Annotated in this window: 10 protein-coding genes; 4 read left to right on the top strand and 6 right to left on the bottom strand. The window is 72.8% G+C overall.

The genetic code is table 11. The features are described 5' to 3' along the window. Positions 1-138 precede the first annotated feature (138 nt). The 4 genes from ACZ5WC_RS13890 to yczE all read right to left on the bottom strand — a co-directional run bounded on the left by ACZ5WC_RS13890 (position 139) and on the right by yczE (position 3,625). Entirely contained in the window at positions 139-513 is a 375-nt protein-coding gene (locus ACZ5WC_RS13890; protein ID WP_003959706.1) for an RNA polymerase-binding protein RbpA, read from the bottom strand. Positions 514-778: 265 nt separating this feature from the next. Beyond that, positions 779-2,152 carry an MFS transporter gene (locus tag ACZ5WC_RS13885; RefSeq protein WP_468541012.1) on the bottom strand — a complete coding sequence of 458 codons (1,374 nt, stop codon included), beginning with the start codon at positions 2,150-2,152 and terminating at the stop codon, positions 779-781. A 46-nt stretch (positions 2,153-2,198) separates the two neighbouring features. Then, on the bottom strand, positions 2,199-2,963 hold the full coding sequence (locus tag ACZ5WC_RS13880; protein WP_468541011.1) for a glycerophosphodiester phosphodiesterase family protein: 765 nt from the start codon (positions 2,961-2,963) through the stop codon (positions 2,199-2,201). Then, entirely contained in the window at positions 2,960-3,625 is a 666-nt protein-coding gene (gene yczE, locus ACZ5WC_RS13875; protein ID WP_468541010.1) for a membrane protein YczE, read from the bottom strand. The genes ACZ5WC_RS13880 and yczE overlap by 4 nt, the downstream gene beginning before the upstream one ends. A 102-nt stretch (positions 3,626-3,727) precedes the next feature. On the opposite strand from yczE, the gene ACZ5WC_RS13870 reads away from it, so the two are divergent. Then, the gene (locus tag ACZ5WC_RS13870; protein WP_468541009.1) at positions 3,728-5,227 is read left to right on the top strand and encodes an SCO1417 family PLP biosynthesis transcription factor; all 1,500 of its coding nucleotides are present in this window, start codon (positions 3,728-3,730) and stop codon (positions 5,225-5,227) included. 194 nt (positions 5,228-5,421) lie between these two features. Here ACZ5WC_RS13870 and ACZ5WC_RS13865 read toward each other — a convergent pair whose 3' ends face one another. Together ACZ5WC_RS13865 and ACZ5WC_RS13860 are read right to left on the bottom strand one after the other, a co-directional pair. Then, positions 5,422-7,059 carry a hypothetical protein gene (locus tag ACZ5WC_RS13865; RefSeq protein WP_468541008.1) on the bottom strand — a complete coding sequence of 546 codons (1,638 nt, stop codon included), beginning with the start codon at positions 7,057-7,059 and terminating at the stop codon, positions 5,422-5,424. A gap of 37 nt (positions 7,060-7,096) precedes the next feature. Beyond that, the gene (locus ACZ5WC_RS13860) at positions 7,097-7,291 is read right to left on the bottom strand and encodes a hypothetical protein (RefSeq protein WP_006123109.1); all 195 of its coding nucleotides are present in this window, start codon (positions 7,289-7,291) and stop codon (positions 7,097-7,099) included. A gap of 326 nt (positions 7,292-7,617) precedes the next feature. Between ACZ5WC_RS13860 and ACZ5WC_RS13855 the strand changes: the two genes are divergently transcribed. The 3 genes from ACZ5WC_RS13855 to ACZ5WC_RS13845 all read left to right on the top strand — a co-directional run bounded on the left by ACZ5WC_RS13855 (position 7,618) and on the right by ACZ5WC_RS13845 (position 13,528). Continuing rightward, the gene (locus tag ACZ5WC_RS13855; protein WP_468541007.1) at positions 7,618-8,010 is read left to right on the top strand and encodes an ankyrin repeat domain-containing protein; all 393 of its coding nucleotides are present in this window, start codon (positions 7,618-7,620) and stop codon (positions 8,008-8,010) included. A 289-nt stretch (positions 8,011-8,299) separates the two neighbouring features. Next, complete coding sequence (locus ACZ5WC_RS13850; RefSeq protein ID WP_468541006.1) at positions 8,300-9,718, top strand: HEAT repeat domain-containing protein; 1,419 nt, start codon at positions 8,300-8,302, stop codon at positions 9,716-9,718. A 90-nt stretch (positions 9,719-9,808) separates the two neighbouring features. Continuing rightward, positions 9,809-13,528, top strand: a complete 3,720-nt coding sequence (locus ACZ5WC_RS13845; RefSeq protein ID WP_468541005.1) for a hydantoinase B/oxoprolinase family protein — start codon at positions 9,809-9,811, stop codon at positions 13,526-13,528. The last annotated feature ends 43 nt before the right edge of the window (positions 13,529-13,571 follow it).

The raw sequence follows: 13,571 nt of genomic DNA, 5'->3' as shown, positions 1-13,571 counted from the left end.
CCCCTCCCCACTTACCTACATTCCCCCCAGACAGGACTCCACCCCCCCCCCCCCCCCCCACCCCCCCCTCTCCCCCCCCCCCCGCGGCTCTTGGTGCTGTACTGCTGTGTCGCTGTACTGCTGTGCGGTGTTACGCGGTCAGGCAGACTTCCTGCTGTCCCGCGGGTGCACGGCGATGTTCATGGCTCCGGAGCGCAGAACCGCCAGCCTCTCGGCCAGCACCTCCTCCAGCTCCTCGCGGGTGCGCCGCTCCATGAGCATGTCCCAGTGCGTACGCGCAGGCTTGCCCTTCTTCTCTTCGGGGCCGTCCCCGTCCACCAGGAGTGCCTGGGCGCCGCACGCCTTGCACTCCCACTCCGGCGGAATTTCCGCCTCCACCGAGAACGGCATCTCGAATCGATGTCCGTTCTGGCATGCGTACTCCACCGCCTGGCGCGGGGCCAGATCGATGCCGCGGTCCGTCTCGTAGCTGGTAACCACAAGTCGCGTGCCGCGGAGAGCTCGCTCACTCATGAATCGTGCCTCCCGGGCTTGTCGCCCACAGGACAAAATGTCGCTGTCGTCGTCATCCGGTCAACGTCCGGTCGGCGGTAAAGATTCCCGTTGCCGGTCATGCGTCGCCCGTCGTGCCGCTGCTTTATCTGGGTTGAGTACCCGCCCATGCCCGGTTTGTCACCTCTGGTGGATGTTGTCACCCACCGGTCGAGCTGCTTTCACTCGCAGTAACGGTCCTCCGGGCAGGCCAAAGGCGTACACTACCGGCCTTTGACTTCAACGTCTAAATCCGTTCCGGCACGGGATTGCCCGCGGCCTCCACCGCACGCCTCACCGGGACCCGCGCGAGCAGCACCGCGCCGAGGGCGAAGAACACGATCAGCGAGATGATCGCCTCCCGGTAGCTGCCCGTCAGCTGGTACGCCAGACCGAACACCAGGGGGCCCAGCCAGCTCAGTCCCCGGTCGCTCATCTCGTACGCGGAGAAGTACTCGGCCTCCTTGCCGCGCGGCACCAGATGCGAGAACAGCGACCGTGAGAGCGCCTGGCTGCCGCCCAGCACCAGGCCGATGGCCGCCGCGAGAACGAAGAAGAAGACGGGCGCGTCGGCGGGCAGGAGATAGGCGGAGACCAGAATCGCCGTCCAGACGACCAGGGACCCCAGAATCGTCCGCTTGGCGCCGTACGTCCGGGCGAGTCGTCCCATCCCGAGCGCCCCGGCCACCGCCAGGATCTGCACCAGCAGGACGGCGATGATCAGCGTCGTCTGGTCGAGGCCCAGCTCCTCGGAGCCGTACAGGGAGGCCTGCGAGATCACCGTCTGGATGCCGTCGTTGTAGACGAGATAGGCGAGCAGGAAGGACAGCGTCAACGGGTGGCGCCGCATGTCGCGCAGAGTCGCCCTCAGCTGCTTCCAGCCGGAGCCGACCGCCCCCTCGCCGCCCGGCGGGACCCGGCGGTCCCGCAGCCGCCGCAGGGGTACGAGTGTGAACGCGCCCCACCACACACCGGCCGAGGCGAGACAGATCCGCACGGCGTCCGACTCCGCGAGCCCGAAGGACTCGTGGCCGGTGTACAGGATCAGGTTCAGCACGAGGACCAGGGCGCCCGAGGTGTAGCCGAAGGCCCAGCCGCGCGAGGAGACCGCGTCGCGCTCCTCGGGCTCGGCGATCTGCGGCAGGTAGGCGTTGTACAGGACCATCGACACGGAGATCGAGGCGTTCGCCACGATCAGCAGGAACGCGCCCAGCAGATAGCGGTGGCCGTCCAGGAAGAACATCCCGGCCGTCGCCGCGGCCCCCGTATAGGCGGCCGCCGCCAGCAGCGGCTTCTTGCGCCCCGTACGGTCCGCGGCCGCGCCCACGACCGGCATCAGGAGCACGGCCACCACGATGGACGCCGAGACGGAGTACGCGAACAGCGAGCCCGCGCGCACGGGTATGCCCAGGGGGTGCACGTAACCGTCGGGATCGGCCGCGGCCTTGGCGATGGACGTCAGATACGGACCGAGGAAGACGGTCACCACGCTGGTGGAGTAGACGGAACAGGCGAAGTCGTAGAAGTACCAGCCGTGCTGTTCACGCCTGCGGGCCGTCGCGGACCCGTCGCGCGGCGGCTGCCCGGCCGGATCTTCCCGTCCTGTGGTCCCGGTGCTCAACCCGCGCTCCCTCGATCGTCCCCTGTGGACGCGGACGGACCGGGCGTCAGGACCAGACCCCCCGCTCGCTCAGCACCGTACGCAGCGTCTCGATGTGATCGGTCATGATGCCATCCACGCCGAGGTCCAGGAGCGCCGCCATCCGCTCCGGCTCGTTCACCGTCCACACGTGCACCTGAAGCCCGAGCGCGTGCGCCGTACGCACGAAACGGGCGTCGACCACCGGGATGCCGCTCTGCCGCTCCGGGACCTGGGCGCAGACCGCGCCCGCGCGCAGCGCCGCCGGAAGGCCCAGTGAGCGCAGGCGCAGCCCCAGGACGCCGCGCACCCCGTACGAGGTGGCCAGGCGCGGGCCCGCCAGGCGGTGCGCTCGGGCCACCCGGGCCTCCGAGAACGAGCCGACGCAGACCCGGTCCCAGGCATCGGTCCGGCGGATCAGGCCGAGGAGCGGCTCCAGCGCGGATTCCGCCTTGAGGTCCACGTTCCAGCGGGCCTCGGGGAACTCCTCCAGCAGCTCCTCGAAGAGCGGGAGCGGTTCGCTGCCCCCGACCCGGGCCCGGCGCACCTCGCTCCAGGGCAGCGCGGAGATCCGCCCCCGCGCGTCGGTGACCCGGTCGAGCGTCGCGTCGTGGAAGGCGACCAGCCGGCCGTCCGCCGTGGTGTGCACATCGGTTTCGAAGTAGCGGTAGCCCGCGGCGGCCGCCCTGCGGAAGGCGGTCGCGGTGTTCTCCACACCGTCCGCCGCCCCGCCGCGATGGGCGAAGGCGATCGGCGCCGGGTGGTCCAGATAGGGGTGGCGGCTCGGGTTCACTGCGGCAGTATGGCCTGCCCGGGTGCCGGGGCGGCAACGGGGCCGGAACCGGCGGGTGCGGGGAAGGCGAACATCCGCAGGAAGAACTGGGCCGACGGGCCGATCGTCAGGGCGTACAGCACCGTGCCCGCTCCCAGCGAGCCGCCCAGGACGAAGCCGGTCACCACGACGGCCACCTCGATCGCCGTACGGACCAGCCGGATGGAGCGGCCGGTGACCTGGTGCAGCCCGGTCATCAGCCCGTCGCGCGGCCCGGGACCGAACCGGGCGCTGATGTAGAGCCCGGTCGCCGCCCCGTTCAGCACCACCCCCAGGACCATCACGGGGACACGGAGAGCGAGACCGTCGAGCTCGCCGACCAGGGCGAGCGTTCCGTCCATGGCCAGACCGACGACGAACACGTTGGATACCGTGCCGAGCCCCGGGCGCTGGCGCAGCGGGACCCACAGCAGCAGGACGACCGCGCCGACGACGATCGAGACCACGCCGATCGATACGCCGGTCAGCTCCGCGAGCCCCTGATGGAGCACGCCCCACGGCTCCAGGCCGAGCCCGGCCCGCACCAGGAGCGCCGAACTCGCCCCGTACAGCGCCAGCCCGACGTACAGCCGGACCAGCCGCCGGGTGAGCCGGGTCGTGCTCCGGCCGGTGGTCCTGGCCATGTTATGCCCCCTGATGTGGTGATGGTGGACTGCTTCATGGCACTCTGTGGCAGGGGGCAGGCCACCAACTATGGCCAATTCGAGGAAGGTGGACTGATTTCGATGGCGCAGTGGACTTCGACCGTGGGGGCGGCTCAGCTCGCCCGGCAGCTCCAGTCCCAGCAGCCCCGGCCCACCGGGCCGGGCGGACGGAAACCGCCCGCCTACCGTGCGCTCTCCGACGGCGTACGGCTCCTCGTGCTGGAGGGCCGGGTCCCGGTCGCCGCCCGGCTGCCCGCCGAACGCGAGCTGGCCCTCGCCCTCTCCGTCAGCCGTACCACCGTCGCCGCCGCCTATGAGGCCCTGCGCGCCGAAGGGTTCCTGGAGTCACGGCGCGGCGCGGGCAGCTGGACCGCCGTCCCGGCGGGCAACCCGCTGCCCGCCCGCGGCCTCGAACCGCTGCCCCCGGAGTCGCTCGGATCCATGATCGACCTGGGCTGTGCGGCCCTGCCCGCCCCCGAGCCCTGGCTGACCCGCGCGGTCCAGGGGGCGCTGGAGGAGCTGCCCCCGTACGCCCACACGCACGGCGACTACCCGGCCGGGCTGCCCGCGCTGCGGCAGATGATCGCCGACCGCTACACCGCGCTCGGCATCCCGACCATGCCGGAACAGATCATGGTCACCACCGGCGCGATGGGCGCCATCGACGCCATCTGCCACCTCTTCGCGGGCCGGGGCGAACGGATCGCGGTCGAGTCCCCCTCGTACGCCAACATCCTCCAGCTGATGCGCGAGGCCGGCGCCCGCCTCGTCCCCGTCGCGATGGGGGACGGTCTTGCGGGCTGGGACATGAACCGCTGGCGCCAGGTGCTGCGCGACGCGGCCCCCCGGCTCGCCTATGTGGTGGCCGACTTCCACAATCCGACCGGGGCGCTCGCCGACGAGCAGCAGCGCCGGGAGCTGGTGGACGCCGCCCGGTCCGCCGGCACGGTCCTGGTCGTCGACGAGACGATGAACGAACTCCGCCTGGACCCGGATCTGGACATGCCCCGCCGGGTCTGCGCCTTCGACCCGGCGGGCAGCACGGTGCTCACCGTCGGCTCGGCCAGCAAGGCGTTCTGGGCCGGGATGCGGATCGGCTGGGTGCGGGCCGCTCCCGACGTCATCCGCAGCCTGGTCGCGGCCCGCGCCTACGCCGACATGGGCACCCCGGTCCTGGAACAGCTCGCGATCAACTGGCTCATGGGCACGGGCGGCTGGGAGCAGGCCGTCGACGTCCGGCGGAGCCAGGCGCGGGAGAACCGCGACGCGCTGGTCGCCGCGGTCCGCCGGGAGCTGCCGGACTGGGAGTTCACGGTGCCGCGCGGCGGCCTGACCCTGTGGGTGCGCACCGGCGGCCTCTCCGGGTCGCGGCTGGCCGTGGCGGGCGAACGGGTCGGCGTCCGGGTGCCCTCGGGCCCCCGGTTCGGTGTCGACGGTGCCTTCGAGGGTTACGTACGCCTGCCGTTCACGGTGGCCGGGCCGGTGGCCGACGAGGCGGCCGTACGGCTGGCGGCGGCCGTGGAGCTGGTCCGCTCCGGTGCGGGCGTGGGAGCCGATGCCCCGCGCAGCTTCGTGGCCTGAGGAACGGGCGGCACGACCGGGGGCGGGGAGCGGAACTGGTGATCCGCTCCCCGCCCTGCGGGTGTCCTGCCGGTGAGACCGGGCTCGCGCGCCCTGGTGCCGGGCCGCGCCGTGTCGTCCGCCTCCGCCTTGCGACGCACGGCACCGGGCCCCGATCCGGCCCGGCCGACAAGCCCCCGTCAGGTGCGTTCGGTTCAGCTCTCGGCGCCCGCCGACCGCGCCTTCGCGAGCGGCTCGGACGGCCTGGCCTCGGCGACGGCCGCCTCCACCGCCACGGGCACCTGCTCGGTCGCCGGACCCTCGTCGGCGGGCGCGGCCTCCATCGGGACGGGCCGGTCGGGCAGCAAATCGAGGACCGCCTGCCGGTGTGCGTCGCTGGTGGCGTCGTCGTACGGGTCGGGCGTCGCCGGGACCTGGAGCCGCAGGACCGGGCCGGTGCCCAGGCGGGCGTAGCCGCGGCCCGCGGGGACCTCGGGCGGCGGTGTGGTGCTCGGCCCGGCGCCCAGGACGGCGGCGATCTGCTCGGGGGAGGCCGGGCCGAGGACCGCCCGGGCGCGGGTGTGGGTCCGTACGGTGTCGGTGAGGCCGTCCAGCGCGTCGAACTGCTCGGCCAGGACGACGACGACCTGGACCGCCCGTCCGTGCCGCAGCGGGATCCGGAGCAGGTCCTGCGGGTCGGGCCTGCCGTCGGCCGCCGCGAGATGGCCGAGGACGCTGGGGCGGTCCAGCAGGATCCACAGCGGTCGCCGGATGTCGTCCGGCGCCGGGTGGCCGGTCTGGCGGGCCAGGTTGGCGGTGATCAGACGTCGTTCCGTCTCGTGCGCCGCCCACTCCAGCGTGGCCAGCGCCCCGCTGAGCCCGGATTCCACGGCGAGCACACCGGCGCGCCCGGCCAGCGCGCCGTACTCACCGGTCCCGCTGCCGTCGACGAGCAGGACGTCGCCGTGCTGGAGGGCCTGGAGGGCGATCGAGCGGACCAGGGTCGTGGTGCCGCCGCCGGGCTGCCCGACGGCCAGCAGATGCGGTTCGGTGGAACGGCCGCCGGTCCGCCAGACGACGGGGGAGGCGTCCACCGTCAGGTCGCCGTCGCGCACCGGGACCGTACGGGAGACCGCGTCCGGGTCGGTGAAGCCGAGGACCGTCTCGCCGGGTGCGGTGACGAAGCGCTGGGCGACGATCGAGGTGGGGAGCGCGTCCAGCACGGTCATGACGAGGCGGTTGGCCTCCTCGTCCCAGCTGAAGCGGTACTCGCGGCCCCGGCCCGACTTGGCGTGGAGCACCTGCTCGATCCGGGACCGGGCGGCGGCCTCGCCGTCGGTGAAGTACGCGGGGTAGGAGACCTGGAGGCGGGTGATCCGCCCGTCCTCGTCGAAGGAGTAGCCCTCGAAGGCCTTCTCCCAGTCGCCGCCGTGGGCGAACAGCGGACTGGGGTCCTCCGGTACCGAGAAGTACGGCACGAGCGCCTCGTACAGGGCGCGCAGGCGGGCGGTCTCCGCCTCGTCCGGGCCGGTCTTCACGGGGACCCGCTCCCGCCCCTTCCAGGCGGCGGCGCCCATCACCGCGATGAGAGCCAGGATCGGCCCGTACGGGATGAGCGCCACCACGAGCACGCAGGCTGCGGCGAGGAACAGCTTGGGACCACGCCGTTCCTTGGGGGTCGCGGCCCACTTCTGCCGCCCGGACACGGCCAGCAGCCGCAGACCGCGGACGACCGTGATCAGCGGGTGGAGCACGTCGGTGGCGTTGTCGGCGGCCGTGCGCGCGATCTCTCTGCTGCGAGTGATCGAAGCGCTGCCGCTGCTCAGAATGCGGGGGAGTGGTCGCCGGGCCACGTCGGTCTCCTGAAGGGGTGGGAGCGGTTGCGGAGCGTCAGAACTTGATCCCGCCCAGCAGCCCGGCGAGGCTCGCCCCGCCCGCGGTGATGCTCGGGGCGATGGCGGTGCCGGCCAGGTAGAAGCCGAACAGGGCGCAGACGATGGCGTGGGATGCCTTGAGCCCGTCCTTCTTGAAGAACAGGAAGACGATGATGGCGAGCAGTACCACGCCCGAAATGGAAAGGATCATGAGCGGTTCTCTCCTGGTTGAGGGGGACAGTCACCATGAGTCCTTCCAGGATCACGGGAAGTATCTATACGACAAAAGGTGCAATCGAGTGAATATCCCGCGCTTTCACTTGACTGGCCCACAGAAGTCGGTCCCCGCAGAGCGGTATCCCCGCGTCCGTGCCGGGCAGGAGACATCCGCGGTGATCCCTTGCCGCATCCGGGCCGGGTCATGTCGCCCCGGGAGCAGTACCCTGTCGATTCACTCGTACGGCCCTGCCGTACTCCCCACCAGGTCAACGCGGCGGTGAAAGCCGCCGCAGCAGTCAAGGAAGGCGGTCCCGTCCGATGAGCGAAACCCCCGATCCCGAGGTGGTCGAGCTGGCGACCAAGGTCTTCGACCTCGCCCGCACCGGCGAGACCGAGGCGCTTCTCGCGTACGTCGACGCGGGCGTCCCCGCCAACCTCACCAACGACCGGGGCGACACGCTGCTGATGCTCGCCGCCTACCACGGGCACCCCGGGGCGGTCACCGCCCTCGTCGCCCGCGGCGCCGACCCGGACCGGGCCAACGACCGCGGCCAGACCCCGCTGGCCGGAGCGGTCTTCAAGGGCGAGCCCACCGTCATCGACGCCCTGCTCACCGCGGGCGCCGACCCCGCCGCCGGGACCCCGTCCGCGCTGGAGACGGCCCGGATGTTCGGCAAGTCCGAGCTGGTGGAACGCTTCGGTGCCCGCTGAGGCACCGGCGGCCCCGCCTGCGGGCGTGTCCGCCGAGAGGTCCGCTGACCGGTCCGTCGTAAATGTGGTCGCGGTGGCGAAATGGCTGGGTCATCATGACGTCGCGGGCCCGCTCAGGGCCACCGACGAGAGGCAGAGGAAGATGCTCTACACCAGGCGGAAGACGGCGGTCGGCCGATCATGTTGCTGCGCGGCGTAGCGGTGTCCCCCGGACACCCCCTCGTGCCGGGAGGCACGGGGCCCTGCACAGTCCCGGTTGCGTCGACAGCTTGATGTGAGGCTTTCTTCCATGTTCGATCCGTTCATAGCGCCGAGCGGCACCCTGCTCGGCCTGTTGCAGAGGGGCCGCGGCGACGGCACGCTCCACGCGCTCGCCGCACCGCGCCCCGAGGCCCTCGCGGCTCTCAACCACTGCGTCGTGAGCGACCCCCGTCACGACTGGCAGGTGGAGAACCGCTCCCTCTACTACGCCCGTCTCTACCTCGACCTCGACGGCGGCATCGAGGAGATCGAGCGGCACCTCGCCGATCCCGACGACCACGCCGACACCGACGACTCCCGCACCGGGCTCGCGCTCTCCGTCCTCGGCCACCTCGCCTCCTACGGACGCGACGACGCCCTGGCCCTGCTCCGCCGCTACGCCGTGACCGGAGCCAACTGGGCCTGGGCCCTGGACGAGCTCGCCCTGCGCGACGACGACGCGGGCCTGCGCTCCCTCGCGGCGCCCGTCCTCGGCCGCTTCCCGGCCACCGAGCAGGGCGCCGCCGACCTCGCCGCCGCCGTACGGGACTCCTTCGAGCCGCGGCCCTGGCGACTGTGGGCCGACGACCCCCGCGACGAGGTCGGCGCCCGGGTCCGTGCCGCCACCGAACAGGGCTCCTTCGACCGATGGCAGCGGCAGATGCGTCCCGGGGGTCCCCGCCCCGGCTGGAGCGTCCAGGCCGTCTTCGACTGGGCCCAGCAGGCCCTGGAGCGCGGCAGCGAACTGCACGTCCCCGCGGCCCGCTGTCTCTCCGCCGTCGCAGGACCCGACGACCTGCACCTGATCATCGAAGCCGCCGACAGCGGCCCCGAAGGCGCCCGCTGCGCCGCCCTGCACTACCTCGCGGAGGCGGGCGACCCCGCCGTCCTCGACCTCATCGAGGCCGCCGCGATCAGCCCCGCCCGGACCGTCGCCGACGCGGCCATCGCCGCCTTCGAGCGGATGACCTGCGACGCCGCCGTGGAGCGCGCCCGGCGCTGGGCCCGCAGGCCCGACGCCCTCGGCTCCAGTGCCGCCGGAGTCCTCGCCTGCCGCGGCACCGCCCAGGACGCTCCCCAAGTCCTCGGCGCCCTGCGGGAGGCCGTACGAGGCGACGGTCCCGACGCCCCCAGGCTCTGGACCCTCGTCGACGGCGCCGGACGCCTCGGCATCGCCTGCGCCGCCCCCGTACTGCGCCACGTCTACCGCGAGACGTCCTCCTCGCACCTGCGGGGCCGGGCCGCCCGCGCCCTGGCCGCCACCGACCCGTCCTTCGCGACCGGGTTCGCGGTGGAGTGCCTCTGGGACTGCGAGGAGACCACCCGCGAAGTGGCCGCCCTCCACGCCGAGACCGGAGACATCCGCGTCGCCGAACGGCTGCGCCGCCTCGCCGCCGACCCGGCCGAGGAGGCCGAGGTCCAGACGGCGGTACGCAGCCGCATCGGGCCGGACGCACCAGCGGTCTGACACCGGGGACGCACCGGCGCCCGCGGGCGTGGGGACCGGCGGGCGCCTCCTGTGCCTGCGGTCTCCCGCCCACGGCAGCAGAATGGCGCCATGACCGGACGCTGGGAGTTCTGGATCGACCGGGGCGGCACGTTCACCGATGTGGTGGGCCGCCGCCCCGACGGCCGCCTGGTCACCCGCAAGCTCCTCTCCCACGACCCGGAACGCTACGACGACGCGGCCGTCGCCGGAATCCGCCTCCTCCTCGGCCTGGAGCCCGGTGAACCGGTGCCCGCCGACCGGGTCGCCGCCGTCCGGATGGGCACCACCGTCGCCACCAACGCCCTGCTGGAGCGGCGCGGCGAGCCGACCGTCCTGCTGATCACCGAAGGCTTCCGGGACGCGCTGCGGATCGCCTACCAGAACCGCCCCCGGCTCTTCGACCGGCACATCGTCCTGCCGGAGGCCGTCCACGAGCGGGTGATCGAGGTCCCTGAACGCATCGACGCCGAGGGGCAAACCGTGCGGCCCCTCGAACTCGACCCCGTACGAGAGCGGTTGCGCACCGCCTACGCCGACGGCCTGCGCAGCGCCGCCGTCGTCCTGATGCACGGCTACCGCCACCCGGCCCACGAGCAGGCCCTCGCCGCGGCCGCCCGCGAGGCCGGGTTCACGCAGGTGAGCACCTCCCACGAGGTCAGCCCCCTCATCAGGCTCGTCCCGCGTGGCGACACCACCGTGGTGGACGCCTACCTCTCACCCGTCCTGCGCCGGTACGTCGACGAGGTGGCCGCCCGACTCGACGGCATCCGGCTGATGTTCCTCCAGTCCAACGGCGGTCTGCGCGAGGCCGCCCGGTTCCGCGGCAAGGACGCCGTCCTCTCCGGACCGGCCGGCGGCGTCGTCGGCATGGTCCGTACGTCGCAGCAGGCCGGGTACGACCGGGTCATCGGATTCGACATGGGCGGCACCTCCACCGATGTGTCCCACTACGCCGGCGCGTTCGAACGGGAGCTGGGCACCGAGGTGGCCGGGGTCCGGATGCGCGCCCCGATGATGAGCATCCACACCGTCGCGGCGGGCGGCGGCTCCGTACTCCACTTCGACGGCAGCCGCTACCGCGTCGGCCCCGACTCGGCCGGAGCCGATCCCGGCCCCGCCTGCTACCGCCGGGGCGGCCCGCTCACCGTGACCGACGCCAACGTGATGCTCGGCCGTGTCCAGCCCGGTCACTTCCCCGCGGTCTTCGGCCCGGACGGTGGCCTTCCGCTCGACGCCGACCTGGTGCGTGAACGATTCGGGGCGCTGGCCGACGAGGTGGGGCGCGCCACCGGACGGCGACCGGACGAGGCGGAGGCGGCGGCGGGCTTCCTGGAGATCGCCGTGCTCAACATGGCCAACGCCGTCAAGAAGATCTCCGTACAGCGCGGCCACGACATCACCCGCTACGCGCTGACCGGCTTCGGCGGCGCGGGCGGCCAGCACGTGTGCGCGGTCGCCGACGCCCTGGGCATCGACACCGTCCTCGTCCCCCCGTTCGCCGGGGTCCTCTCCGCGTACGGCATCGGCCTGGCCGACGCCACCGCGATGCGCGAGCAGTCGGTGGAGGAGGAGCTCGACGAAGCCGCCCGGGAGCATGTGGAACAGCTCTGCGCGGAGCTGGCCGACCGCACCCGCGAGGCGCTGCGCGCCGACGGAGTGCCGGACTCCGCGATCACCACGCGGGCCCGGGTGCTGCTGCGGTACGCGGGCACGGACGCGGCGCTCGATGTGGCCCTGGGCACGGCGGCGGCCATGGCGGAGGAGTTCGGCGCGGCCCACCGCTCCCGGTTCGGCTTCACGATGGACAAGCCGGTGGTGGTGGAGACGGTGTCGGTGGAGGCGACGGGGGCGGCGGGGGCGAGCGCCGGCCCCGGGCCCGCGGACGAGCCCGGAGCCGCCACGGACCCCGGGCCGCGCGACACACCGGCGCTCCAGGCCGGCACCGGTCCCCACGACGCCTCACCGCGTCCGGCGGACACCGTGCCCATGTACGCCGACGGCGAGTGGCGGCAGACGCCCCTGTACCGCCGTACGGACCTGCGCGCCGCCGACACCGTCAGCGGCCCCGCCGTCGTCGCCGAGGACGACGCCACCACGGTCGTCGACCCCGGCTGGCAGGCCGAAGCACGCGCCACCGGACACCTCGTCCTCACCCGGAGCCGCCCCCGCCCCGAACGCACCGCCGTCGGTACTCGGGTCGACCCGGTGATGCTGGAGGTCTTCAACAACCTCTTCATGTCGATTGCCGAGCAGATGGGCGTCCGCCTGCAGAACACCGCCCACTCCGTCAACATCAAGGAGCGCCTCGACTTCTCCTGCGCCCTGTTCGACGCCGAGGGCAGCCTGATCGCCAACGCGCCGCACATCCCTGTGCACCTCGGCTCGATGGGCGAGTCCATCAAGGAGGTCCTGCGGCGCAACGAGGGCACCCTGCGGCCCGGCGACGTCTACGCCGTCAACGACCCGTACCACGGGGGCACCCACCTGCCCGATGTCACCGTGGTGACGCCCGTGTTCGACGAGGGAGACGGGCAGCGGGCTCCCGACGGGGACCACGGTCGCAGGCTGCGCTTCCTGGTCGCCTCGCGCGGCCACCACGCCGAGATCGGCGGCATCACCCCCGGCTCCATGCCCGCCTTCAGCCGGACCATCCACGAGGAGGGCGTGCTCTTCGACAACTGGCTCCTCGTCCGCGACGGCCGTCTGCGCGAGGCCGAGACCCGCGAACTGCTCACCTCCGCCCCGTACCCCTCCCGCAACCCGGACACCAACCTCGCCGACCTGCGCGCCCAGATCGCCGCCAACGAGAAGGGCATCACCGAGCTGCGGCGCATGACCGACCAGTTCGGGGCGGACGTGGTGGACGCCTACATGGGCCACGTCCAGGACAACGCCGAGGAGTCCGTACGCCGTATCGTCGCCCGGCTGCACGACGGAGCCTGCCGCTACGAGACCGACAGCGGGGCCGTGATCCAGGTACGGCTGAGCGTGGACCGGGACGCGCGCGGCGCCCGCCTCGACTTCACCGGGACCTCGCCCCAGCAGCCCGGCAACGCCAACGCCCCCCGCTCGGTCGTGATGGCCGCCGTCCTCTACGTCTTCCGCACCCTCGTCGGCGAGGACATCCCCCTCAACAGCGGCTGCCTCAAGCCCCTGGAGGTGACCATTCCGCCCGGCTCGATGCTCGACCCCGCTTACCCGGCGGCGACCGTGGCGGGCAACGTGGAGACCTCCCAGGCCGTCACCGGAGCCCTCTACGGCGCGATCGGCGGGCAGGCCGAGGGGTCCGGCACCATGAACAACCTCACTTTCGGCAACGATCACGTCCAGTACTACGAGACGCTGGCCAGCGGCTCCGGGGCGGGCGACGGCTTCGACGGAGCCGATGCCGTACAGACCCATATGACCAACTCCCGGCTCACCGACCCCGAGATCCTGGAGTGGCGGCTGCCGGTCCGCCTGGAGTCCTTCGCGGTCCGGGAGGACAGCGGGGGAGCGGGGCGGTGGCACGGCGGACACGGGGTCGAGCGCCGCATCCGCTTTCTGGAGCCCGTCACCGTGGCGCTGCTCTCCGGACACCGCCGGGTCCCGCCGTACGGAGCGGGTGGCGGGGAACCCGGGGCGCTCGGCAGCCAGCACATCGAGCGGGCGGGCGGCGGGAGGGTCCCGCTGGAGGGCTGCGACACCGCCGAACTGGAGGCCGGGGACGTGCTCGTGGTGCGCACACCGGGCGGCGGCGGATACGGGCCCGCGGCGGGCCGGGCCGCCGCCCGGAGCCGGTCGCATTAGCGCCGTTTCGACCGTTGTCAGTGCGAGGACCTAATCTGTCCCA

This window comes from Streptomyces sp. NPDC033165, from assembly GCF_055577965.1.
This window is presented reverse-complemented; position numbering and strand designations above follow the sequence as displayed.

What these genes read in the sequence shown, in the direction of transcription:
- ACZ5WC_RS13890 (WP_003959706.1), bottom strand. Translation starts at nt 513, where the DNA reads ATGAGTGAGCGAGCTCTCCGCGGCACGCGACTTGTGGTTACCAGCTAC.
- yczE (WP_468541010.1), bottom strand. Translation starts at nt 3,625, where the DNA reads ATGGCCAGGACCACCGGCCGGAGCACGACCCGGCTCACCCGGCGGCTG.
- ACZ5WC_RS13870 (WP_468541009.1), top strand. Translation starts at nt 3,728, where the DNA reads ATGGCGCAGTGGACTTCGACCGTGGGGGCGGCTCAGCTCGCCCGGCAG.
- ACZ5WC_RS13860 (WP_006123109.1), bottom strand. Translation starts at nt 7,291, where the DNA reads ATGATCCTTTCCATTTCGGGCGTGGTACTGCTCGCCATCATCGTCTTC.
- ACZ5WC_RS13855 (WP_468541007.1), top strand. Translation starts at nt 7,618, where the DNA reads ATGAGCGAAACCCCCGATCCCGAGGTGGTCGAGCTGGCGACCAAGGTC.
- ACZ5WC_RS13850 (WP_468541006.1), top strand. Translation starts at nt 8,300, where the DNA reads ATGTTCGATCCGTTCATAGCGCCGAGCGGCACCCTGCTCGGCCTGTTG.
- ACZ5WC_RS13845 (WP_468541005.1), top strand. Translation starts at nt 9,809, where the DNA reads ATGACCGGACGCTGGGAGTTCTGGATCGACCGGGGCGGCACGTTCACC.